Below are 24,028 nucleotides of genomic sequence, written 5' to 3' on the forward strand. Positions count from 1 at the left end.
CGGCGGGCTGTGCGCTGAACTGCGCGCAGCCCGCCGCCGGCACATGACAAGCGCACTCCCGGCGCGGGCCGGGCAAAAACAACGTGCGCAATCGATCGCGGGACGCCAGGCGTCCCGCGCAAGAATCCTGGAGCGGACATGGAATACTTTACCGTCTCGCTGTTGAACGGCGTGATCTACGGCCTGCTGCTATTCATGGTGTCGGCAGGCCTGACACTGATTTTCGGGATGATGGGTGTGCTGAACTTCGCGCACGCATCGTTCTACATGATCGGCGCGTATGCCGCCTACACCCTCACGCCCGTCATGGGCTTCTGGACGGCGCTGGTGCTGGCCACGATCATCGCGGGCGTGCTGGGCATGGGCGTCGAACGCTTCTTCCTGCGCCGCGTGCACAAGTTCGGCCACGCGCAGGAACTGCTGGTGACCTTCGGGCTGGCGTTCATCGTCGCCGAGCTGATCAAGCTGTTCTACGGCGACTTTCCCGTCGACTACCGCGTGCCGCCGTTCCTGAACTTCGCGGCATTCCGCGTGTTCGACGCGGACTATCCGTTCTACCGCCTGCTGATGGGCGGCGTGTCGCTGGCGATGTTCGCCGTGATCTACCTGCTCTTGTCGCGCACCCGCGTCGGCATCGTGGTGCGCTCGGCCATCTACCGGCCGCGCATGGCCGAGGCGCTGGGCCACAACGTGCCGCTGGTCTTCATGAGCGTGTTCGGCGTGGGCGCGGCGATGGCGGGCCTGGCCGGCGCGGTCGCGGGCGCCTTCTACACCACCAACCCGAACATGGCGCTGGAACTGGGCGTGTTGGTGTTCGTGGTGGTCGTGGTGGGCGGCCTGGGCTCGCTGGAAGGCGCGATGATCGCGTCGCTCCTGATCGGCCTGATCAGCTCGTTCTCGGTCGGCATCGACGCCAGCCTGGCGACGCTGTTTGGTCTGTTCGGCGCGCGTGAGTGGGCCGAAAGCGTGGGCGGGCTGATGACGGTGAAGATCTCCAGCCTGGCCGCAACGCTGCCGTTTCTCTTGATGCTGGTGGTGCTGCTGGTCAAGCCGTCGGGACTGAAGGGAGAGCAGGCATGAGCCATACCGCGACTTCCACCCGCCGCGCCACGGGCGCGCTGCTGTTGATCCTGTGCGTGGCCGCGCTGTGCGCGCTGCCGTGGCTGCTGCCTGCCGGCCAGCTCGTGGCGGCCGTGCAGATGCTGATCGCCGCGCTGTTCGCCTGCGCCTTCAACCTGCTGGCCGGCCAGGGCGGCATGCTGTCCTTTGGTCATGCCGCCTACTTTGGCGTTGGCACCTTCGCCACCATCCACGCGATGAATGCGCTGGGCGGCGCGGGCCTATTGCCCACGCCGCTGATGCCGCTGGTGGGCGGCGTGGCCGGGCTGCTGTTCGGCCTGGTCGCCGGCTGGTTCGCCACCATGCGATCGGGCGTGTATTTTTCGATGATCACGCTGGCGCTGGCCGAGCTGCTGCACGCGCTGGCGCCGCACCTGAAAAGCGTCTTCGGCGGCGAGGCCGGCGTGTCGGCGATGCGCATGCCGGCATGGGGCTTTACCTTCGGCTCGGACATCGAGGTGTACTACCTGGTGCTGGCGTGGGTGCTGGTGTCGCTGGCCGCGCTGTATGGCCTGACGCGCACGCCGCTGGGCCGGCTGACGCTGGGCCTGCGCGAAAACGCCAACCGTCTGCGCTACCTGGGCTATCGCCCGCATGCGCTCAAGACCATGGTGTTTGCGCTGTCGGCCATGTTTGCCGGCATCGCGGGCGGCTTGCAGGCGCTGAACATCGAAGCCGGCAACTACGTGCTGTTCGAGGTCAAGCTGTCCACCGACGCCGTGCTGTTTGCCTACATCGGCGGCGTCAATGCGTTCCTGGGTCCGGTGCTGGGCGCGTCCATCCTGACCTTCCTGTCGCAGACGCTGGCCGACATCACGCGGTCGTGGCTGTTGTACCAGGGCATTCTCTTCGTGCTGGTGATGCTGTTCGTGCCGGACGGCCTGGTCGGCCTGGTGCAGCGCGCGGCCAAGTCGCTGCGCGAGCGCGGGCTGGCCAACTGGCTGCCGCGCGCCGCGGTGTCTGTGGCCGGGGGGCTGCTGCTCACCGGCGCCACCGTCTTCACGGTGGAACTGCTGCAACGCATGTTCGCGCGCGATTACCGCGCCCTCCTCGCCATGAACCCCGAGGCCGGCTGGCCCGCCATCCCGCTGTTCGGCCAGGACTGGGCGCCGCTTGCGCTGTCGACCTGGCTGGTGCCGCTGGCATTGTTTGCCGCGGGCCTTGCCGCCTGCCGCTGGGCGCTGGCCCTGTGGCGCGACGCGGGCGAAGCCGCCCCCCTGCTGGAGCCCGCCCAATGAGCCACGAGATCCTGACCCTGACCGATGTGCGCAAATCCTTTGGTGAAGCGCAGATCATCCGCGGCGTGAACCTGGCGGTCGAAGCCGGCGAACGCCACGCCGTCATCGGCCCGAACGGCGCGGGCAAGTCCACGCTGTTTCACCTGATGTCGGGCTCGTTCGCGCCCACCTCGGGCGACATCAGCCTGCGCTCGCGCCCCATCGGCGGCCTGGCGCCCGAAGCCATCAACCGGCTCGGCCTGGCGCGTTCGTTTCAGATCACCAACGTGTTCCCGCGTCTGCCGGTGCGCGAAAACCTGCGCCTGGCGGTGCTGCGCATGCACGGCCTGGTCTACAACTTCTGGCGGCCCATCGCACGCAACCGCGCCGTCAACGAGGACGTGGACCGCCTGCTGGAGAAAGTGCGGCTGACGGCGCGCCAGAACACGGCGGCCGGCGACCTGAACTATTCCGAGCAGCGCTCGCTGGAAATCGGCATGACGCTGGCGTCGCGGCCCAAGGTGATCCTGCTGGACGAGCCCATGGCGGGCATGTCGCAGCACGAGGTCGACTACACGGTCGAACTCATCAAGGACGTGACGCGCGACTGCACCCTGCTGATCGTCGAGCACGACATGCAGGTGGTGTTCTCGCTGGCCGACCGCATCAGCGTGCTGGTCTATGGCGAGATCCTGGCCACCGGCACGCCCGCCGAGATCCGCGGCGACGCCCGCGTGCGCGAGGCCTACCTGGGAGAGGAAACGGTATGACGACGCAATCCCCTCTCTTGTCGCTGCAGGGCGTGCATGCCCACTACGGCAAGAGCCACATCCTGCACGGCATCGACCTGTCGATCGGGCGCGGCGAGGTCGTCAGCCTGCTGGGCCGCAACGGCGCGGGCCGCTCCACCACCATGAAAAGCATCATGGGCCTGGTGGACGTGACCGGCGGTCAGATCGCGATGGAAGGCCGCGACATCACCAACAAGCGTCCCTTCGAGATCGCCCGCGCGGGCCTGGCCTTCGTGCCCGAGGAGCGCGAGGTGTTCGCCAACCTGACGGTGGACGAGAACCTGCGCATGGGCGAGCAGCCCCGTCGCGACGATGCGCCGTACTGGACCGTGGCGCAGATGTTCGACTACTTCCCGCGCCTGAAGGAACGCAGCAATACCCGCGCGGGCAACCTGTCGGGCGGCGAGCAGCAGATGCTGACCATGTGCCGTTCGCTGCTGGGCAACCCCAAGGTCATCCTGATCGACGAGCCCACCGAAGGGCTGGCGCCCAAGATCGTCGAGGTGATTGCCGACGTCATCCGGGATATCCACAAGCAGGGCGTGTCCGTCGTGCTGGTCGAACAGAAACTGACGATCGCGCTGAAGGTGTCCACCCGCGTCAGCGTCATGGGCCACGGCCGCATCGTGTTCGAAGGACCGCCCGCGCAGCTGCATGAGCGCCAGGACGTCGTCCAGGAATGGCTGGCGGTCTGAGCCGCCTTACGTACTCACCTTACACAGGCACACATCGTGGACAACACCACTGAAGTCATTCATGCCGAGTTGCGCGGCAAGGCGGTCGTCATCACCGGCGGCGCGAAGGGCATCGGCTACAGCACGGCGCAGGCCTTTGCACGCCAGGGCGCGCGCGTCGCGCTGCTGGACATGGATGCCGGCGCGCTGGACGCCGCTGTCGCGGCCCTGGCCGCCGACGGCGCGCAGGCCATGGCGGTGCAGGCGTCCGTCACGGATGCCGACGCCGTCGAGCGCGCCTTTGCACAGGTTGCGGAAACCTGGGGCGGCATCGACGTGCTGGTCAACAACGCCGGCATCTCGGCCAACAAGCCCACGCTGGAAGTCACCGTGGACGAATGGCGCCGGGCCGTCGACATCAACCTGACGGGCGTCTTCCTGTGCGCGCAGGCCGCAGGCCGGCGCATGGTGCCCGCCGGCTCGGGCAGCATCATCAACCTGGCCTCCATGTACGGCGTGGTGGCGGCGCCCGACCGCGCCGCCTACTGCGCCACCAAAGGCGCGGTGGTGCTGCTGACCGAGACGCTGGCTGTCGAATGGGGCCCGGCGGGCGTGCGCGTCAACGCGCTGGCGCCCGGCTACGTCGAAACCGACCTGGTGCGCGACCTGGCCGCGCGCGGCCGGCTGGACCCCGAACGCCTCAAGCAACGCACGCCCCTGCGCCGCATGGCGCAGCCGGCCGAAATGGCCGACCTGGCGGTTTTCCTGGCCTCGCGCCAGGCCGCCTACATCACCGGACACACCCTGGTGGCAGACGGCGGCTGGAGCCGCTACAGCTACCTCTGATTGCCCCGACGCTTAAAAAAACACACTGGAGATTCATTCATGGCCACCTACCAACCGCTCGAGCCCCAGGCGCCCTGGCGGCAACTGACGGCCGAGGCCTCGGACTGGCAGCAGGCGGACCCCGCGCTGCTCGGCACGATGCTGACCCAACTGCACTGGATCCGCGCTTTCGAGGAAGCCGTGCTGGAACTGGCCGCCGAAGGCCTGGTGCACGGTCCCGCGCACTCGTCGGTCGGGCAGGAAGGCGGCGCCGTCGGCTCGGTGCTGGCCCTGGGCGCCGGCGACCAGATCAACGGCTCGCACCGCGGCCACCACCAGTTCCTGGCCAAAGCGCTGCAGCACGTGGCGCCGCAGGGACTGGACCCGCGCAACCCGCTCACGCCCGCCATCGACGAGGTCCTGCACAAGACGCTGGCCGAGATCATGGGGCTGGCAAACGGCTACTGCCGCGGCCGTGGGGGCAGCATGCACCTGCGCTGGCTGGAAGCGGGCGCGCTGGGCACTAACGCGATCGTCGGCGGCGGTGTGCCGCTGGCCGCCGGCGCGGGCTGGGCGCACAAGCACGCGGGCACGGATCGCGTGGCCGTGACGTACTTCGGCGACGGCGCGGTGAACATCGGCTCGGTGCTGGAAACGATGAACCTGACTGCCGCGTGGAAGACGCCGCTGTGCTTTTTCATCGAGAACAACCGCTACGCCGTGTCCACGACCGTGGAAGAGTCCACCGCCGAGCCGCGCCTGTCCGCGCGCGGCCTGGCCTTCAACATTCCCGCGTGGAAGGTCGACGGCATGGACCCGCTGGCCGTGCACCTGGCCATGTCGGAAGCCGTGGCGCACATGCGCGCGGGCAAGGGTCCCACCATCGTCGAGGTGGACGTCTACCGGTTCTTCCACCAGAACGGCCCCTTCCCCGGCAGCGCGTTTGGCTATCGCACCAAGGACGAAGAGGCGCAATGGCGCCTGCGCGATCCGCTGGACCGCATCGCGGCCGAGATGATCGGCCGCGAGCTGGTCACGCAGGCCGAGGTGGACGCGCTGCGCCAGCGCTGCAAGGACGTGATGAAGGAAGTGTCCGGCCGCCTGACCGAAGCGGCTGACGGCGGCAAGCGCCGCGTGCGCGCCGACCTGTGGCCCAGCCCGGATTTCCGCGACGTGGGCCTGCGCAGTGATGGCTCGGAACTGGCCGGCCTGCGCTACCAGGAGGCGGCGGACCACACCGGCGCCACCGTCACGCGCAAGTTCGTCGATGCGGTGGCCGACGTGCTGGACCGCCGCATGGAAACCGACCCCGGCGTCGTGGTGCTGGGCGAAGACGTGCACCGTCTGAAGGGCGGCACCAACGGCGCCACGCGCGGCCTGAAGGACAAATATCCGGACCGCGTGCTGGGCACGCCCATTTCCGAAAACGCCTTTGCCGGGCTGGGCGGCGGGCTGGCGATGGACGGCCGCTACAAGCCCGTCGTGGAATTCATGTACCCGGACTTCATGTGGGTCGCGGCCGACCAGATCTTCAACCAGATCGGCAAGGCGCGCCACATGTTCGGCGGCGACATCGACGTGCCCTTCGTGCTGCGCACCAAGGTCGCAATGGGCACGGGCTACGGCTCGCAGCATTCGATGGACCCGGCCGGCATCTTCGCCACCGCGCCCGGCTGGCGCATCGTCGCCCCATCCACGCCGCACGATTACGTGGGCCTGATGAACACGGCGCTGGCCTCCAAGGACCCGGTGCTGGTCATCGAGCACGTCGATCTGTACGCGTCTTCGGGCGAGGTTCCCGAGAATGACCTGGACTACGCCATTCCGTTCGGCCGCGCGCAAGTGCGGCGCGAGGGTAGCAAGGTCACCATCCTGACGTACCTGTCCATGGTCAGCCGCGCGCTGGCGGCGGCCGAAGCGGCCGGCGTGGATGCGGAAGTCATCGACCTGCGCACGCTGGACCGCGCCAGCCTGGACTGGGACACCATCGGCGCCAGCATCAAAAAGACCAACAACGTGCTGATCGTGGAACAAGGCGCGCGCGGCACGTCCTACGGCGCCATGCTGGCCGACGAGATCCAGCGCCGCTACTTCGACTGGCTGGACCAGCCGGTCAAGCGCGTCACGGGCGGCGAGGCCTCGCCCAGCATCTCCAAGGTGCTGGAGCGCGCGGCGTTCGCCGATACCGATGAAGTGGTGGCGGGCCTGGCTGACGTGCTGGCCGACCAGGGAGAACAGCCATGACGGCCCTGCACATGACCGTGCCGATGGAAGTCGGCATCTGCTGCGCGGACCTTGATGCGCTGGCCGCGTTCTACACCGATGTCATAGGCCTGACGCTGGTGAACCGTGTGACCGTGCCGGCCGGCAAGGCGCAGGCCACGGGGCTCACGCCGCACGGCTACGACGTGGCACGTCTGCAGACGCCTTATGGCGAGCGCATCAAGCTGCTGCAGCCGGCCGTGGCGCCCGAACCGGCCGTACGCGGCAAGGCCATTCTGGACCGCCAGGGCGCCGCCTACCTGACCTTCATCGTGCGCGACCTGCGCGGCGTGGTACGCGATCTGCAATCGAAGGGCGTGGTTTTTGACAGCGCGCCCGCGCCCATGGAAGTGCGGCCGGGCACGTGGCTCGCCTTCTTCCGCGACCCCGAAGGCAATGTGCTCGAACTCGTCGAATACGACGACCCCGCCGCGTACCGGCCCGACCTGGCCCGCGCCGCTGAATAGGAACAACATCGTGGCATACCTTATCAAGCTCCCCTCCGTTGCCGCTGACGCCTCCGGCGGCGTGCTGCACCAGTGGCTCAAGCAGGAAGGCGATCGCGTCGCCGTGGGCGAGGCGCTGGCGGAAGTCGAAACCGAAAAGGCCATCGTCGAGATCAACGCCGAACAGGCAGGCGTGCTGGGCCGCATCGTGGTGCAGGCCGGGCCGGCCTCGGTGCCGATCAACACCGTGATCGGCGTGCTGATCGCGGATGGCGAAGATGCGGCGGCGATCGATCGTGCGTTGGCTGAACACGGTGGTACGGCGGTGGCTGCCGGGCCGGCTGCTGGCGCGTCGGCAGATGGAGCGGCGGCTCCCGGAGCATCGGCTCCCGGAGCGTCGGCTGCCTCGGCATCCGCTGGCGCCGGCGCTGCGTCCGCCTCGCAGCAAGCCGGCAACGCGTCCGCATCCGCCGCGCAATCCCCAGCCGCATCCTCGGCTGCTCCCGTCCCCGGCGGCCGCCTCTTCGCCAGTCCCGTCGCCCGGCGCCTTGCCGCGCAATGGCACGTCGACCTGCTGGGCGTCACCGGCACCGGCCCGCATGGCCGCATCGTGCGGCGGGACGTTGAAGCCGCGCGCGACCGTGCGCCGGCCGCTGCCCCCGCTGCCGCGCCGCTGGCTGGCCGGCCGGCCGCGCGCCGCGTGCCGCACACCGGCATGCGCCGCGCCATCGCGCGCCGTCTCACCGAAAGCAAGCAGCACGTGCCGCACTTCTACCTGACGGTCGACTGCCGCATGGACGCGCTGCTGGCGCTGCGCGCGCAGGCCAATCACGGCGGCGCGGTCAAGCTGTCGGTCAACGACTTCATCGTGCGCGCCGCCGCGCTGGCGCTGCGCGAGGTGCCCGAGGTCAACGCGTCCTGGCACGACGATGACATCGAGTACCACGCCGGCGCCGACGTCTCGGTGGCGGTGGCCACTGACGGCGGCCTGGTGACGCCCATCGTGCGCGATGCCGACGTCAAGCCGCTGTCCGCCATCTCGGGCGAGATCGCCGAGCTGGCCGCGCGCGCCAAGGTCAACCGCTTGAAGCCCGACGAGTTCACGGGCGGCTCGCTGACGGTCAGCAACCTGGGCATGTACGGCATCAGCCAGTTCGCCGCCATCATCAACCCGCCGCAGGCCGCCATCCTGGCGGTGGGCGCGGCCGAACGCCGCCCGGTGATCGACGCCGAGGGTCAACTGGCCGCCGCCACCGTGATGACAGTGACGCTATCGGCCGACCATCGCGTCGTGGATGGCGCGGTCGGCGCACGCTGGCTCGCGGCCTTCCGCACCCTGATCGAAAACCCCGTGCGCATCCTGCTGTGAGCCCCGCCATGACGAAGACGAGTTTTGACCTGGTGGTGGTGGGCGGCGGCCCGGGCGGCTACGTGGCCGCGATCCGCGCCGCGCAGTTGGGCATGTCGGTCGCGCTGGTCGAGCGCGCCGAACTGGGCGGCATCTGCCTGAACTGGGGCTGCATTCCCACAAAAGCCCTGCTGCACAGCGCCACCGTGCTGCGCGCCTGCCGCGAGGCCGCGCATTACGGCGTGACGGGCGCGGGCGAGGCGCGTCCCGATCTGGCCGCCATGGTCGCCCGGTCGCGCAAGGTCGCCGGCCGGCTGGGCCAGGGTGTCGCGCACCTGATGAAGAAGAACGGGGTGACGGTGTTTGCCGCCAGCGCCCGGCTTGCCGGGTCCGGCAAGCTGGCGCTGGACAACGGCGCCACGCTGTCGGCCAAGCACATCATCCTGGCCACCGGCGCGCGCGCCCGCGAGTTGCCGGCGCTGCCCGTGGGCGAACGCATCTGGGCCTACCGGCAGGCACTGGTTGCCGACGCGATCCCGGCATCGCTGCTGGTGGTGGGCGCAGGCGCCATCGGCGCCGAGTTCGCCAGCTTCTATCGCGCGGTGGGCGCCGAGGTCACGCTGATCGACATGACGCCGGAAATCCTGCCTCAGGAAGACGCCGAGATTTCGCAGTTGGCGCGCAAGGCCTTCGAGAAGCAAGGCACCCGCGTCCTGACCCGCTGCGCGGTGACGGCCTCGACGACCACCGCCGACGGCGTCAAGGTCACGCTGGAGCACGACGGCAAAAAGATCGAACAGACGTTCGACCGAGTCATCGTCGCCGCCGGCATCGTCGGCAACGTCGAGAATCTTGGCCTGGAAAAGACCCGCGTCAAAGTCGAAAAGACGCACATCGTCACCGACGGCCTGTGCCGCACCGGCGAGCCGGGCGTCTACGCGATCGGCGACGTGGCCGGCGCGCCGTGGCTTGCCCACAAAGCCAGCCACGAAGCCGTGCTGTGCGTGGAAGCCATCGCCGGCCTGCCCGTGCACGCCATCGACCCGCTGCGCATACCCGCCTGCACCTATTCCTACCCGCAGGTCGCCAGCATCGGCATGACCGAAGCCCGAGCGCGCGAACACGCCACCCGTCACGGCGGCGACGTCCGCGTTGGAAAATTCACCTTCGCCGGCAACGGCAAGGCGATTGCGATGGGCGAGGACCAGGGGCTCGTCAAGACAGTCTTCGACGCCAAATCGGGCGAACTGCTGGGCGCGCACATCATCCACCCCGAGGCGTCCGAGCTGATCACGGGCTATGGCGTGGCCGCATCGTTGGAAGCCACCGAGGAAGACCTGATGCACACCGTGTTCGCGCATCCGACGCTATCGGAAACGCTGCACGAATCGGTGCTGGCGGCGTTTGGACGGGCATTGCACGCGTAGCCAATGTCGGTGTCAATGTCGGTGTCTGACACCCTCGTGAGACAGGCGACATGCCCAGAGCACGTCCGCAGGGTGTCAGACACCTGCGCGCATCAAATCCGGCCCGCGTAAAAGTCCAGGAAGCACGCAATGCGCCGAGATAGCTGCGTATTGCGGTGATACACCGCGTGCATCGGTTGCAGGTAATCGGTGTATTCGCTTTCCAGCACCTTCACCAGCCGCCCGGCCGCGATGTCTTCGCGCACGACGAAGTCCGACAGGCAGGCGATGCCAACGCCGCGTAGCGCCAGTTGCCGCTGCGTTTCGCCGCTGGAGGTCGCCAGCGTCGGCGTCGCCTGAAAGCTTGAACCGCCCGCATGGCGCAGCGGCCAGAGGTTCAGGCTTTCCGGCTGGGTGAAGCCCAGCAATTCGTGGTCCGCCAGATCCTCTACCGTGCGCGGCGCGCCACGGCGGGCGATGTAGTCGGGACTGGCCATCATCCAGCGCGGCGACGGCCGTAGCGCGCGGGCATGCAGCGTGGAATCGGTCAGCGGCCCCATGCGCAGCGCCACGTCGGTGCGATGCTCCATCAGGTCCACGATGCGGTCGTTGCTGGTCAATTCCAGCGATATCTCCGGATACGCGCGCCGGAACTCGGCGACATGCGGCACCACGCAATGCAGCATCACTGGCACCGACGCATCCACGCGCAATCGCCCGGCCGGCCGCTGGTGCACCATGCGCATGCACTCCTCGGCCTCTTCCAATGCGGCCACGATCTGGCGCGCCTTGGGCAGGAAATGCCGGCCTTCCTCGGTCAGCTCCATGCGGCGTGTGGTCCGGTTCAGCAGCGTGACGCCCAGGTCTTCTTCCAGCCGCTGCAGGCCGCGGCTGACGCCCGACGCCGTCTGGCCCAGCATTTCGGCCGCGGCGCTGAGGGAACCGGCGTCGACTACGCCGAGGAAGAGGCGCAAGGCTTCGGAGTTCAGGGACATTTATTGCGCTCCGGTGGGGGGGTCGCTGAATTTTATCGGCACGATCACCGCGTTCACTTGCGAATCGACACCGAATCCACGATTTACAGGCTGGAGACGGTATTTCCGGTTTACACATCAAAAGCTGTAAAGCCCGCAAACCTGCCCGCTTGACGTGTGCCCTTCGCCACAGCCACAGCCGCTCAGCACAAAAAAAGGCGGCGCCCGAAGCGCCGCCTTTCTCAGCAACCGGCCATCAACCGATCACCGCTTGCCTTTCAGCTTGAGCTGCGACAGATCGCGCACCGCGCCGCGATCGGCCGACGTGGCCAGCGCGGCGTAGGCCTGCAGCGCCTGCGACACCACGCGTTCGCGGCCCACCGGCTCCCAGCCGTCGGCGCGCGCGTCCATCGCGGCGCGGCGGCGGGCCAGTTCGTCATCGGAGACCGCCAGGTGGATCTTGCGGTTGGGGATGTCGATCTCGATCGTGTCGCCTTCTTCGACCAGGCCGATGGTCCCGCCTTCGGCCGCTTCCGGCGAGGCGTGGCCGATCACCAGACCGGACGAGCCGCCCGAGAAGCGGCCGTCGGTAAAGAGCGCGCAGGTCTTGCCCAGGCCCTTGGACTTCAGGTAGGACGTGGGATACAGCATTTCCTGCATGCCGGGGCCGCCCTTGGGACCTTCGTAGCGGATCACCACCACGTCGCCCGCGACGACCTTGTCGCCCAGGATGCCTTCAACGGCGTCGTCCTGGCTTTCGAAGACGCGCGCGCGGCCCGTGAAGACCCATTGCGACTCGTCCACGCCGGCCGTCTTTACGATGCAACCCTTTTCCGCCAGGTTGCCGTACAGCACGGCCAGGCCGCCGTCCTTGGAATAGGCGCTTTCCTTGCTGCGGATGCAGCCCGTCTTGCGGTCGGTGTCCAGCGTCAGGAACGTGGCGTCCTGGCTGAAGGCGACCGTGGTCGGGATGCCGCCGGGCGCCGCGCGGTAGAACTTTTTGGCTTCTTCGCTGGCGTTGCCGGCCACGTCCCATTGCTGGATGGCGTTGCCCAGCGTGCCGCTGTGCACGTTGCCGCAGGACAGGTCCAGCAGATCGGCGCGCGCCAGTTCACCCAGGATGCCCAGGATGCCGCCGGCGCGGTGCACGTCTTCGATGTGGTACTTGTCGGTAGCGGGCGCCGCCTTGCACAGGCACGGCACCTTGCGCGAGATGCGGTCGATATCGGCCATGGTGAAGTCCACGCCGGCTTCCTGCGCTGCGGCCAGCAAGTGCAGCACGGTGTTGGTCGAACCGCCCATCGCCACGTCCAGCGCCATCGCGTTCTGGAACGCGCTCTTGGTGGCGATGTTGCGCGGCAGGACGGATTCGTCTTCTTCGACGTAGTAGCGGCGGCACAGGTCAACGACCAGACGGCCGGCCTGTTCGAACAGCCCCTTGCGCCAGGCGTGCGTGGCGACGATGGTGCCGTTGCCCGGCAGCGCCAGGCCGATGGCTTCGGTCAGGCAGTTCATCGAGTTGGCGGTGAACATGCCGGAACAGGAGCCGCAGGTCGGGCAGGCGCTGCGTTCGACTTCGGCGACTTCCGCGTCCGACACGTTGGGATCGGCGGCCTTGATCATGGCGTCGACCAGGTCGATCTTGGCGATGACCTTGCCGTCGGTGGGCGACTTGACCTTGCCCGCTTCCATCGGGCCGCCGGACACGAACACGACCGGGATGTTCAGGCGCATCGCGGCCATCAGCATCCCCGGGGTGATCTTGTCGCAGTTCGAGATGCAGACCATGGCGTCGGCGCAGTGCGCGTTGACCATGTATTCCACCGAGTCCGCGATGAGTTCGCGCGACGGCAGCGAATACAGCATGCCGCCGTGACCCATGGCGATGCCGTCGTCCACGGCGATGGTGTTGAATTCTTTGGCGACGCCGCCGGCGGCTTCGATTTCCTTGGCCACCAGCGCGCCCAGGTCGCGCAGGTGCACGTGGCCGGGGACGAACTGCGTGAACGAGTTCACCACGGCGATGATCGGCTTGCCGAAGTCGCCGTCCTTCATGCCGGTGGCGCGCCACAAGGCGCGGGCGCCGGCCATGTTGCGGCCGTGGGTCGAAGTGCGGGAGCGGTAGTGCGGCATGATCTGTCTCAGGCTGTAGCTGTTAGCGTGGGCGGCAAAACGGTAAATAATACGCTGGTTCCGCCCCCGGCCGCCCCGCGGCCGTGCTGAAACGGACACGCGGCCGTCAGGCGGACGCCACGCTGCGCGCCGCAAAGGCGCTGGGCGACTCCCCCAGCGCCTTGCGGAACATGGCCGCGAACGCGCTGGGGCTTTCGTACCCCAGGTCCAGCGCCACATCCAATACCCGATCGCCCCGCGCCAGCCGCTCCATGGCCGCCAGCAGCCGCGCCTGCTGGCGCCAGCGGCCGAACGTCATGCCCGTATGCCGCAGAAAAAGCCGATGCACCGTCTTGGGATCCACCCCCAACGCCCGCGCCCAGTCGGCCGCCCCGTCCTGACGTTCCGGATGCCGCACGATGGCCCGGCAGATCCGGGCAAGGCGCGGCTCCGACGGCTGCGGCAGATGCAGCGGCAGCGCGGGTTCCTGGCGCAGCTCGTCCAGCAGCAGCATCATCAGCCGGCCGTCGCGCGTGTCCGGCGTCCAGTCCAGCGGCACCTGGGCAGCGGCCGCCATCAACTCGCGCAGCAAGGGCGACACCGACAACACGCAGCACTGCGCGGGCAGATGCGCCGCCGCGCCGGGTTCCACAAACACGGTGCGCATGCGCGGCTCGCCGCTCATGCGGATGCCGTGCGTCACCCACGCCGGCACCCACACGCCGCGCGTCGGCGGCACCACCCAGATACCCGCGTCCGTATCCACCACCATCACGCCCGAGATCGCATAGACCAGCTGTCCGCGCCGGTGGCGATGGCGCTTGACGCGATGCCCGTCCGGATAGTCCACGGCCAGCCCGGCCACCGGACGGCGCGACGATTCATAGGGATAAAGATCCAGTTCGGCCGGCGTGCGCGGCACGGAGGACGCCGTCATGGCGTATCCCCCCGCAGCGCCAGCAGCGCATCCTGAAGATGCCGCAGCCCGCGGCTGAGCGGCTTGTCGCGCCGCAGAACGATCGCCAGGTCTCGCGACAGGCGCGGTGTCAGCGAGCGTACCTCCAGCGCCTCGCGCCGGCCCGCGCCCGACACCGCCAAGCGGGGCAACACCGCGCAGCCCAGGCCCGCCCCCACGATCTCCTTCATCGCCTCCGTGCTGCCCAGTTCCATGATCGGCTTGGCCGCCACGCCCGCCGCCCCGAACCAGTCGTCCACCAGCCGCCGCGTACGCGCGCCCGGCTCGAACAGCACCAGCGGCATCCGCGCCAGCGCCTGCGGCGTCACCGCCTCGGGGATGGCGGCCGCATCGCGCGCCGGAAAGATCGCCACGAATTCGTCCTCCATCAACGGCGTCGCCTGGAACATGCGGCCCGGCGCGGGCAGCGTGATCAACACGATATCCAGCGTATTGGCCTCCAGCCCGCGCAGCATGTCCGCCGTGTTGCCTGTGCTGGCCACGACGTCCAGCGCCGGGAACCGCTGGCGCAGATCCGCCAGCACCGGCGGCAGCAGATAGGTGCACGCCGTCGCGCCCGTGCCCAGCCGAATCCGCCCCGACACCTGCGACGCATGGGCGCTCATCGCCTGCTCGGCCTGCGCAATCGCGCCGTCGATCACGCGAATGTGCGCCAGCAGCTCCCGCCCCGCCGCCGTCGGCCCCGCGCGCCGACCCACGCGCTCGACCAGCTTCAGGCCGAAGCGCCGCTCCAATTGACGGATCTGCAGGCTGACCGCCGGCTGCGTCACGCCCCCGCGCTCGGCGGCGGCGGAAAAACTGCCCAATTCGATCACCTGCGCAAACGTGCGCAGGTGGTCCAGATTCAAGCCGCGCATGACTCACACCAAAGTTTTGCTTATGAAAATCATAATAGACCAAAGCTTTATTAATGAAAGCGCTTGGCCCACACTGACGTTTTCATTGCCCATCTACGCGTCCACGCTTGCGGCTCCTTGCGCACCTGCTCGCCCCCTAAATTTCCGGCCATTTCCATGTCGCCCCATTCGCCCACCGTCCTCATCCGCGACAGCGCGGAAGCCGATCTGCCCGCCATCAAGACCATCTACGCGCACCACGTGCAGCACGGCACCGCCTCGTTCGAGCTCGACCCGCCCTCCATCGCCGAAATGCGCCAGCGCCGCGCCGGCGTCCTGGAAAAGGAAATGCCCTACCTCGTCGCCGAGATCAACGGCGAAGTCGTCGGCTACGCCTACGTCACGCCCTACCGCCCGCGCCCCGCGTACCGGCACACCGTCGAAGACTCCGTCTACGTCAAGGCCGGCCGCGCCGGACTGGGCATCGGCGGCAAGCTGCTCGCCGCCCTGATCGAACGCTGCACCGCCGCCGGCTGGCGCCAGATGCTGGCCGTCGTGGGCGACAGCCGCAACGCCGCCTCGCTGGCGCTGCACGCCAGCCAAGGCTTTCACCCCGTCGGCACCCTGCGCTCCGTCGGCCACAAGCACGGCGAATGGCGTGACACCGTCCTCATGCAGCGCAGCCTGGGCGACGGCGACACCACGCCCCCCGAACGCCCATGATCCGCCCCCGCGCCGTCATCTGCCTGGGGCTCACCCAGCTTGTCGGCTGGGGCGTCACCTTCTACCTCATCGGCGCCCTCGGCCCGGCCATGACCGCAGACCTGGGCTGGAACGCCGCCACCATCTACGGCGGCTTCTCCGCCGCCATCGTCGTCATGGCCCTGGTCTCGCCCGCCGCCGGCGCCGCCGTGGACCGATGGGGCGGCCACCGCGTCATGCCCGCCGGCGCCGTGCTGTCCGCGCTGGGCTGCGCCCTGCTCGCCATCACGCACGCCCACGCCCTCTACTTCGCGGCCTGGGCCACGCTGGGCGTCGGCATGCGCCTGTGCCTGTACGACGCCGCCTTCGCCGCCCTGGCCCGCGCCGCCGGCCCCGCCGCGCGCCGGCCCATGTCCCAGATCACCCTCTTCGGCGGCCTGGCATCCACCGTCATGTGGCCCGTCGGCCACTTTCTTGCCGAATGGCTGGGCTGGCGCGGCGCCGCCTGGTGCTACGCCGCCCTGGCGCTCGCCACCGTCCCCCTCTACCTGGCCCTGCCCCGCCGCCGCTACACCGCCACCCACACCGAACCCGGCAAGGCCGTCACCGCCCTGACCCGCACCGCCGCCGAACGCCGCCTGGCCGGCACCCTGTACGCCGTCATGGCGATGCTGACCAACTTCCTGGCCGCCGGCAACGCCGCCCACCTCTTCTCCCTGCTGACCGGCCTGGGCCTGACCACCGCCGCCGCCGTCAGCGTCGCCGCCCTATGGGGCATCGGCCAATTCGCCGCGCGCCTCGGCGACGTCCTCGTCGGGGCCCGCCTGCATCCCCTGACCCTCAACCTGGCGGTGGGCCTCGCCCTCCCCCTATGCTTCCTGCTCGCCCTCGTTCCCGGCGGCAACCTCTACACCACCGCCGCCTACACCCTCCTCTACGGCGCCTGCAACGGCCTCATGACCATCACCCGCGGCACCCTGCCGCTGGCGCTCTTCGACTTCCGAAGCTACGGCGCGCTGGTCGGAGCGTTGCTGATCCCCAGCTTTCTGCTGACCGCCGCCGCACCGGTTGCGTATGCGTATGTCATCGAGTGGCAAGGCGCGAAAGCAGCAATGATGGCGTCCGCAGCGCTGGCAGCCGTCATTGCTGCGGCAGCGCTGATGCTGAGATCGAGGTTTATCGGGCGGGTGAATGAAGCGGCAGTGACGGCGGCCGCCACACCTGCCGTTGTGCCGACGGCGCGGGATGGTGTTTGAGCGCTGCGTTCTTGGGACGGTGTCAGACACCCAGGAGGCGGAGGCGCTAGATGGGATGGCGTTTCTGCAGGGTGTCAGACACCTAATGCGTCTTTGGGCGGTAACAACACCAAAATGCCGACGGCCACCTTGAAGAACCCCAACAAACCGCAGCAACGCGCGAAGCGTCATCACCAAACGCAAGACACCGCGTAAGCCCCGCCAGGCCGCCCGCGCGGCCGTCGTGGGGCGGGCGCCGCAAGATGCGTCAACCCCGCACGACTGCAGGCAAGAACCTCAAGAACTCGATTCGCCCCAGCGCCCGCCAAGCTGAAACCACCAGAGCTCGGCGTGTCGTCGGCCTGGGGTGCGCGGGGCGTGTAGATGCGCCCGAGGGAATCTGAAGGAAGCGCCGAAGGCGCTGACGAAGATGACGAAGGGGGGGGCCGCCTAGGCCAGTCCGGAGCGAAGGCTCCGGACCGCAATCGTAGCCCCGCGCGCCCCAGGCCGACGACGCGCCGGGCGTCTCAAGAACCAGCTCCAGTCCGCCGAAACACCAAGCGTCTCAAGAACCAGCCCCAGGCCACGGCCGAGCTGACCAGCCACTCACCCCTCTGCCGCCGAAGCCACCACCCATTTCTCCCACCCGATCTTCCTCAACTTGCAAGCCGGACACTCCCCGCACCCATACCCCCAATCATGCCGAGCCCCCCGCTCCCCCAGATAGCACGTATGGCTTTCCTCGACGATCGTCTCCACCAACGCATCACCACCCAGCGCGTAAGCCAGCGCCCAGGTCTCAGATTTGTCGATCCACATCAGCGGCGTCTCGATCGTCACCCGTGACCCAAGTCCCAGCCCCAACGCCACCTGCTGCGCCTTGATCGTGTCGTCCCGGCAATCCGGATACCCCGAGAAATCCGTCTCGCACATCCCGCCCACCAGCACGTCCAGCTGACGCCGATACCCCAGCGCCGCCGCCAACGTCAGGAACAACAGATTGCGCCCCGGCACAAACGTATTCGGCAGCCCATTGGCCTGCATCTCGATCGCGCGGTCGCTCGTCATCGCCGTATCGCCCACCTGACCCAGCACCTTCAGGTCCAGCAGATGGTCCTCGCCCAACCGCGCCGCCCAGTCCGGAAAATTGGCCCGGATCTCACGCAGCACATTCAGCCGCGCAGACAGTTCGATGTGATGGCGCTGCCCGTAATCGAACGCCACCGTCTCCACATGCGCATAGCGGTCAAGCGCCCAGGCGAGGCAAGTGGTGGAATCCTGGCCGCCCGAAAACAGCACGAGCGCGCGACGTTGATGATTTTGCATAAAGGGGGCTTCTGGAATAACGAAGGGATACCTCGCACTTTAACCGAGCAAACCGCCTTCCCCGTAAGGAACGCTGCGTAAAATCGACCCATCATTTTCAAGGTTTGCCCGCAACGCCCGCTTCGACTTTTCCTCTTCCAACAGCCGTCAGACGGATCCCCGCACGATGAATGCCAAGCGCACGCAGTCCGATTCCGCAGAACCCTTGCGTCACGATATCCGGCTGTTAGGCCGGCTGTTAGGAGAAGTCATCGAAGAATGCGAAGGCAAGCGCGTCTTCGACACCATCGAGACCTTGCGCCGCACCGCCGTCAAATTCCGCCGCGAAGGCGACGACGCCGACAGCAAACTGCTCGAACAACGCGTCAAGCGCCTGCAAGGCAGCGACCCCAACTCCGTCGCACGCGCCTTCAGCTACTTTCTGCACCTGGCCAACATCGCCGAAGACCGCGACCAGAACCGCCGCCAGCGCGCCCGCGCCCTCACCGACGGCACGCCCGCGCGCGGCAGCCTGCGCGAAGCCATCCAGGTGCTTGGCGGCCAGGGCGTCGGCGTGGCGCGCATCCGCCGCCTGCTGGCCGAAGCCTGCGTCATGCCCGTCCTCACCGCGCACCCCACTGAAGTGCAGCGCAAAAGCACGCTCGACGTCCACCGCGAAATCGCCAGCGCGCTTGCGCAGCGCGATGCCCAGCTCACGCCCGACGAACTGGCCGAACTCGACACCGCATTGCTCGGCCGCGTCGCCACCCTGTGGCAGACCCGCATGCTGCGCTACACGCGCCTGACCGTCGCCGACGAAATCGAAAACGCGCTCTCGTACTACCGCAGCACCTTTTTGCAGGTCATCCCGCGCCTGTACGGTGACCTCTCCAAACTGCTCAACCGCGAATCCGCCAAACCCTTCGCCGCCCCGCCCCCGCCGCTCGAACCCTTCCTGCGCATGGGCAGCTGGATCGGCGGCGACCGCGACGGCAATCCCAACGTCGACGCCGCCACGCTCGAACGCGCTCTGCTGCGCCAGGCCACCGTCCTCTTTGAACACTACCTGCAGGAAGTCCACGCGCTGGGCGCCGAACTGTCCATCACCACCCTGCTCATCGCCGCAGACCCCGAACTGCTCGCGCTCGCCGAGCGCAGCGGCGACGACTCCCCGCACCGCCGCGACGAACCCTACCGGCGCGCCCTCGTCGGCGTCTACGCCCGGCTGGCCGCCACCGCGCTGCGCCTGACCGGCCAGAACCTTGCCCGCCGCAGCACTGTCGCCGCCCCCGCCTACGACGCGCCCCAGGAATTCGCCGCCGACCTCGCCGTCATCGCCGCATCCCTGGCCGCGCACCACGGCGCCCCCCTCGCCAAGCTGCGCCTCTCCGGCCTGCAGCAGGCCCTCGAAGTCTTCGGCTTTCACCTGGCCACCGTCGACCTGCGCCAGAGCTCCGACGTCCACGAAGCCGCGCTTGCCGAACTCTTCTCGCGCGCCGGCGCCACGCACAACGGCAAGCCCCTCGACTACCTGGCCCTGTCCGAAGACGAACGCGTCGAACTCCTGCGCGCCGAACTCGCCCAGGCGCGCCCGCTCGCGTCGCCCTGGATCGCCTACTCCGAAGACACCACCCGCGAGCTCGCCGTCCTGCGCGCCGCCGCCGCCGGCCGCGCGCGCTACGGCAAACAGGCCGTGCGCCAGACTATCGTCTCGCACACCGAAACGCTCAGCGACCTGCTCGAAGTCATGGTCCTGCAAAAAGAGGCCGGCCTCATCGCGCCCGCCGGACAGGACATCCTTCCCGAAGACGGCCTCATGGTCGTGCCGCTCTTTGAAACCATCCCCGACCTGCAACGCGGCGCCGACATCATGGCCGCCTGGCTCGACCTGCCCGAAATCCGCCAACGCGTGAAGCGCGCGCAAAACGGCGCGCAGGAAGTCATGCTGGGCTACTCCGACAGCAACAAGGACGGCGGCTTCCTGACCTCCAACTGGTCGCTCTACCAGGCCGAACGCGCGCTGGTCGATGTCTTCTCCAGCCGCAACGTCCGCCTGCGCCTCTTTCACGGCCGCGGCGGCTCCGTCGGCCGCGGCGGCGGTTCCAGCTTCGACGCCATCCTTGCCCAGCCGCCCGGCACCGTCGCCGGCCAGATCCGCCTCACCGAGCAAGGCGAAGTCATCCAAAGCAAGTACAAGGACGCCGAAGTCGGCCGCTGGCACCTTGAACTCCTCGTCGCCGCCACCCTCGAATCCAGCCTCGCCCCGCGCGCCGAAGCCACCAGCGCCGAAGACGCCCACATGGCCCACCACGGCCCCGCCATGTCCTTCATGTCCGACACCGCGCAACGCACTTACCGCGGCCTCGTCTACGACACCCCCGGCTTCGCCGAATACTTCTTCGCCGCCACGCCCATCAGCGAAATCGCCGGCCTGAACATCGGCTCGCGTCCCGCCTCCCGCAAAAAGGGCCAACGCATCGAAGACCTGCGCGCCATCCCCTGGGGCTTCTCCTGGGCCCAATGCCGCCTCATGCTCACCGGCTGGTACGGCATGGGTTCGGCCATCGAGGCCTACCTCGAAACCGGCGCCCCCGACGCCCCCCGCTCCCGCCGCGGCCGCCTCGCCCAACTACGCGAAATGGCCCGCGACTGGCCCGCCTTCCGCACCCTGCTCTCCAACATGGAAATGGTGCTGGCCAAATCCGACCTCGCCATCGCCGCCCGCTACGCCCAACTCGTCCCCCAGCGCGCCCTTCGCGAACGCATCTTCGGCGCCATCAGCGCCGAACACGGCCGCACGCTCGCCATGCTCAAACTGCTGACCCAACGCGAACTGCTCGCCGACAACCCCACGCTGCAAATCCTGCTGCGCGAACGCTTCGCGTATATCGACCCGCTGAACTATCTGCAGATCGACCTCATCCGCCGGCATCGCGCGGCGCAGAAAAAGCCCGCCGCAGAGGTCGACAAGCGCGTGCAGCGCGCGATCCATCTGACGATCAACGGGATCGCGGCGGGGCTGCGGAATTCGGGGTAGGTGTCGCCACCCATGAGCTCGGTAAATGCCACATTGCAGGTCGCGTGCGGCGCCGCCATGATCGCCACGGAAACGGCGGGCAGCGGCATGCCCGTCGTCTTCCTGCACGCCAACATCTGCGACCGGCGCATGTGGCGCGCGCAGTTAGAAGCGAGCGGGCCGGACTACCAAGCCATCGCGTATGACCGACGGGGCTTCGGCGAAACTCGGACGGAACCGCAGGACCACTCCGCCGTCGCAGACCTGATCGCCGTCATCGACGCCACTGTCGGTTCTACAACCGTGATCCTGGCCGGCTGCTCCCAGGGTGCCAACATCGCGCTGAATGCAACCTTGATGCACCCCGCCCGAGTGTGCGGCCTGATGCTGATTTCGCCCACCGTGAACGGCGCCCCGGCGCCCGTCTATTCGCCAGAGATCCTGGAACAGGTCGCGCGGCAGCGACAGGCGGAGTCGGCCGCAGATCGCGACCGGATCAACGAGAACAAGGCGGAGCTTTTTTTGGACGGGCCGTTGGCCGATCCTGGGCGCGTTACCGGCGAAACACGACGCTTGTTTTTGGAAATGAACGCGATTGCGCTGGCGGCGACGCCAATCGGAACCAATCGCGACGATATCGAGGCGTTCGCCCGGCTGGGAATGATCGATGTTCCTGCGTCGGTCATATGGGGGGAGTTGGACTTTCCTCATATTCAGGAGCGCGCCCACAAGGTGTCGCGACTGCTGCCTAATGCGCAGGGTCACGCGCTGGAAGGCGTGGCCCATCTTGCTGGGCTTGAGCAGCCTGACAAGGTGACCGCACTGATTAAGGATCTGGTCAAACGCTGCGCTTAAGGCAGGGGTGCAATTTGAATTGTCTAACCGGCATCGCGTTGCGGCCGGTGTCAGACACCCGGCAACACGATCCGCCGATTCAAACGACTGTGCGTAAGGGTGTCAGACACCTAAGAGCATCTGCATCTAGGCCGTCAGATACTAAGAAGTCCGCGCGAGCGCGAAGCGTCATCACGCCAACGCAAGACACAGCGTAAGCCCCGCCAGGCCGCCCGCGCGGCCGCCGCGGGGCGGGCACCGCAAGACGTTTCAAACCCGCACGACCGCAAGCAAGAACCTCAAGAACCCCACCCGCCCCAGCGCCCGCCAAGCTGAATCCACCCGAGCCCGGCGTGGCGGCGGCCTGGGGTGCGCGGGGCGTGTAGATGCGCCCGAGGGAAACCGAAGGGAGCCGAAGGCGGACGAGGTTGACGAAGGGGCAGTCCGGAGCGAAGGCTCCGGACCGCAATCGTAGCCCCGCGCGCCCCAGGCCGACGACGCGCCGGGCGCCAAAAGAACACTGCCTCAGACTCCTTGAAAACCATCATAGGCCTGCACACAAAACACTCCCCCATCCGCAAAGACAGCAGCCTGCGGACAGGACCAGCGCACGCCCCCCCTTCACAAGCCATCACCAAGCCAAGAGAACCCTCCGCCCATTCAACGCAGCCCCACGCACCACGCCACCGTCCACCCACCGAACACCCCCCATCCCCCATTTGTCCACCCCCAGCAACTTTTAGTACTATCCCCCACAGAAATTCTATACACGCACAAATGTTCGTATATAGAACACAAAGATTTTTCTGGCCAGCCGCGCACAGAAAGGCACCCTCGGACGAGACAGCGTTCCTCCTGGTCCCCGCGTGCCCGCGTGCAAGCAGCAGCCGCAAGCACCAAGCGAGCCATATGGACACTCCCCTCAGAAATCTCGCCGTCATCGGCGCAGGCGCCATGGGCAGCGGCATTGCCGCGCTGTTCGCCTCGAAGGGACTCAATGTCGTTTTGATCGATCCGGTCGACGGCGCCCTGGACCGAGCCCTCAAGACCATCGAACGGCAGTTGAACGTCTACGCGCCCGGCGAAGTCCAGCAGGTCATCCAGCGCATACGCATGGAGCAAGACCTCGAAGCTGCCGCCGCCAGCGACCTCGTCATCGAGGCCGTCCCGGAGAACCTGGACCTCAAGCGCGGCATCTTCGCCAAGCTAGACACCCTGTGCCCCGCGCACACGATCTTCGCCACCAACACCTCCGGCCTGTCCATCAACGCCATCGCCAGCGCCGTCCAGCGCCGCGACCGCTTCGTGGGCGCCCACTTCTTCACTCCCGCCGACGTCATCCCCCTCGTCGAGGTCGTCCGCAACGACGACACCTCCGAGGACACCGTTGCCAAAGTCATGGCCACCCTGCGCTTCGGCGGCAAACGCCCCGTGCTCGTGCGGCAGGACATCCCCGGCTTCATCGCCAACCGCATCCAGCATGCGCTTGCGCGCGAAGCCATCTCCCTGCTGGAAAAGGGCGTTGCCAGCGCCGAAGACATCGACGAAGTCGTCAAGTGGAGCCTCGGCATTCGCCTCGCCCTGTCCGGCCCACTGGAACAGCGCGACATGAACGGCATCGACGTTCATTACGCCATCGCCAGCTACCTCTACAAAGACCTCGAGAACCGCACCGAACCGTCCGACCTGCTCAAGAGCAAAGTCGACAGCGGCCACCTCGGCGCCAAGAGCGGCCAGGGCTTCTACACCTGGAGCCCCGAACGCCGAGAACGCGTCCTGCGCGAGAAAAGCGCCGCCCTTGGCGAACTGGCCGCCTGGCTGAACGGCAAGGCCGGCGGCTCCTGAGCCGTTCTCAAACATCCACAAAAAGCGCGGCGGCCACGACCGACCGCGCCTCGGGCCACGAGCCCTCCCACACAAAGAAAAGCAATCGTCCCGCGCGCCCGCATC

At 67.9% G+C, this 24,028-nt stretch carries 19 protein-coding genes; 14 read left to right on the top strand and 5 right to left on the bottom strand.

Translation table 11 applies throughout. From position 1 onward, the window contains the following. Positions 1-138: 138 nt before the first annotated feature. Genes H4P35_RS24610 through lpdA form a run of 9 tightly spaced genes read left to right on the top strand, consistent with a single transcriptional unit; the run spans position 139 to position 10,109 of the window. Positions 139-1,080, top strand: coding sequence for a branched-chain amino acid ABC transporter permease (locus H4P35_RS24610; protein WP_226847351.1), 942 nt, complete (start codon positions 139-141; stop codon positions 1,078-1,080). Next, positions 1,077-2,357: a branched-chain amino acid ABC transporter permease gene (locus H4P35_RS24615; protein ID WP_226847352.1), complete on the top strand. Its 1,281-nt coding sequence runs from the start codon at positions 1,077-1,079 to the stop codon at positions 2,355-2,357. The genes H4P35_RS24610 and H4P35_RS24615 overlap by 4 nt, the downstream gene beginning before the upstream one ends. Further along, entirely contained in the window at positions 2,354-3,106 is a 753-nt protein-coding gene (locus H4P35_RS24620) for an ABC transporter ATP-binding protein (RefSeq protein WP_056320460.1), read from the top strand. The genes H4P35_RS24615 and H4P35_RS24620 overlap by 4 nt, the downstream gene beginning before the upstream one ends. Further along, positions 3,103-3,822, top strand: coding sequence for an ABC transporter ATP-binding protein (locus H4P35_RS24625; RefSeq protein WP_063954599.1), 720 nt, complete (start codon positions 3,103-3,105; stop codon positions 3,820-3,822). The genes H4P35_RS24620 and H4P35_RS24625 overlap by 4 nt, the downstream gene beginning before the upstream one ends. A 36-nt stretch (positions 3,823-3,858) precedes the next feature. Then, the gene (locus tag H4P35_RS24630) at positions 3,859-4,647 is read left to right on the top strand and encodes an SDR family NAD(P)-dependent oxidoreductase (protein WP_226847353.1); all 789 of its coding nucleotides are present in this window, start codon (positions 3,859-3,861) and stop codon (positions 4,645-4,647) included. 39 nt (positions 4,648-4,686) lie between these two features. After that, positions 4,687-6,870, top strand: coding sequence for a thiamine pyrophosphate-dependent enzyme (locus H4P35_RS24635; protein WP_226847354.1), 2,184 nt, complete (start codon positions 4,687-4,689; stop codon positions 6,868-6,870). Beyond that, positions 6,867-7,355, top strand: a complete 489-nt coding sequence (locus tag H4P35_RS24640) for a VOC family protein (protein ID WP_226847356.1) — start codon at positions 6,867-6,869, stop codon at positions 7,353-7,355. The genes H4P35_RS24635 and H4P35_RS24640 overlap by 4 nt, the downstream gene beginning before the upstream one ends. 10 nt (positions 7,356-7,365) lie before the next feature. Further along, positions 7,366-8,703: a pyruvate dehydrogenase complex dihydrolipoamide acetyltransferase gene (locus H4P35_RS24645; protein ID WP_226847358.1), complete on the top strand. Its 1,338-nt coding sequence runs from the start codon at positions 7,366-7,368 to the stop codon at positions 8,701-8,703. 8 nt (positions 8,704-8,711) lie between these two features. Then, a complete protein-coding gene (gene lpdA / locus H4P35_RS24650; RefSeq protein WP_226847360.1) occupies positions 8,712-10,109 on the top strand; it encodes a dihydrolipoyl dehydrogenase in 1,398 nt (465 codons plus the stop codon). Between the two features lie 92 nt (positions 10,110-10,201). On the opposite strand, the gene H4P35_RS24655 is transcribed toward lpdA, so the two are convergent. From H4P35_RS24655 to H4P35_RS24670, 4 genes are all read right to left on the bottom strand, one after another. After that, positions 10,202-11,083 (bottom strand): LysR family transcriptional regulator, encoded by an 882-nt coding sequence (locus H4P35_RS24655; protein ID WP_063954593.1) that lies wholly within the window; start codon positions 11,081-11,083, stop codon positions 10,202-10,204. 243 nt (positions 11,084-11,326) lie between these two features. Next, the gene (gene ilvD / locus H4P35_RS24660; protein ID WP_063954592.1) at positions 11,327-13,195 is read right to left on the bottom strand and encodes a dihydroxy-acid dehydratase; all 1,869 of its coding nucleotides are present in this window, start codon (positions 13,193-13,195) and stop codon (positions 11,327-11,329) included. 106 nt (positions 13,196-13,301) lie between these two features. Next, entirely contained in the window at positions 13,302-14,111 is an 810-nt protein-coding gene (locus H4P35_RS24665; protein WP_226847362.1) for a helix-turn-helix domain-containing protein, read from the bottom strand. Then, entirely contained in the window at positions 14,108-15,007 is a 900-nt protein-coding gene (locus H4P35_RS24670) for a LysR family transcriptional regulator (RefSeq protein ID WP_152382806.1), read from the bottom strand. The genes H4P35_RS24665 and H4P35_RS24670 overlap by 4 nt, the downstream gene beginning before the upstream one ends. A gap of 156 nt (positions 15,008-15,163) precedes the next feature. Between H4P35_RS24670 and H4P35_RS24675 the strand changes: the two genes are divergently transcribed. Further along, positions 15,164-15,709 (top strand): GNAT family N-acetyltransferase, encoded by a 546-nt coding sequence (locus H4P35_RS24675; RefSeq protein WP_180097406.1) that lies wholly within the window; start codon positions 15,164-15,166, stop codon positions 15,707-15,709. After that, positions 15,706-16,944 carry an MFS transporter gene (locus H4P35_RS24680; protein ID WP_226847364.1) on the top strand — a complete coding sequence of 413 codons (1,239 nt, stop codon included), beginning with the start codon at positions 15,706-15,708 and terminating at the stop codon, positions 16,942-16,944. The genes H4P35_RS24675 and H4P35_RS24680 overlap by 4 nt, the downstream gene beginning before the upstream one ends. Before the next feature lie 585 nt (positions 16,945-17,529). Here H4P35_RS24680 and queC read toward each other — a convergent pair. After that, on the bottom strand, positions 17,530-18,249 hold the full coding sequence (gene queC / locus H4P35_RS24685) for a 7-cyano-7-deazaguanine synthase QueC (RefSeq protein ID WP_056319804.1): 720 nt from the start codon (positions 18,247-18,249) through the stop codon (positions 17,530-17,532). Between the two features lie 166 nt (positions 18,250-18,415). Here queC and ppc point away from each other — a divergent pair, with 166 nt between their 5' ends. The 3 genes from ppc (at position 18,416) to H4P35_RS24700 (ending at position 23,923) form a co-directional block, all read left to right on the top strand. Continuing rightward, positions 18,416-21,265, top strand: a complete 2,850-nt coding sequence (ppc, locus tag H4P35_RS24690) for a phosphoenolpyruvate carboxylase (RefSeq protein ID WP_226847366.1) — start codon at positions 18,416-18,418, stop codon at positions 21,263-21,265. Between the two features lie 12 nt (positions 21,266-21,277). Continuing rightward, positions 21,278-22,099: an alpha/beta fold hydrolase gene (locus H4P35_RS24695; RefSeq protein WP_180097397.1), complete on the top strand. Its 822-nt coding sequence runs from the start codon at positions 21,278-21,280 to the stop codon at positions 22,097-22,099. An 888-nt stretch (positions 22,100-22,987) separates the two neighbouring features. Next, on the top strand, positions 22,988-23,923 hold the full coding sequence (locus H4P35_RS24700) for a 3-hydroxyacyl-CoA dehydrogenase family protein (protein ID WP_056319813.1): 936 nt from the start codon (positions 22,988-22,990) through the stop codon (positions 23,921-23,923). Positions 23,924-24,028 lie beyond the last annotated feature (105 nt).

Source organism: Achromobacter sp. 77 (assembly GCF_020541125.1).
Taxonomy (GTDB): Bacteria; Pseudomonadota; Gammaproteobacteria; order Burkholderiales; family Burkholderiaceae_B; genus Achromobacter; species Achromobacter mucicolens.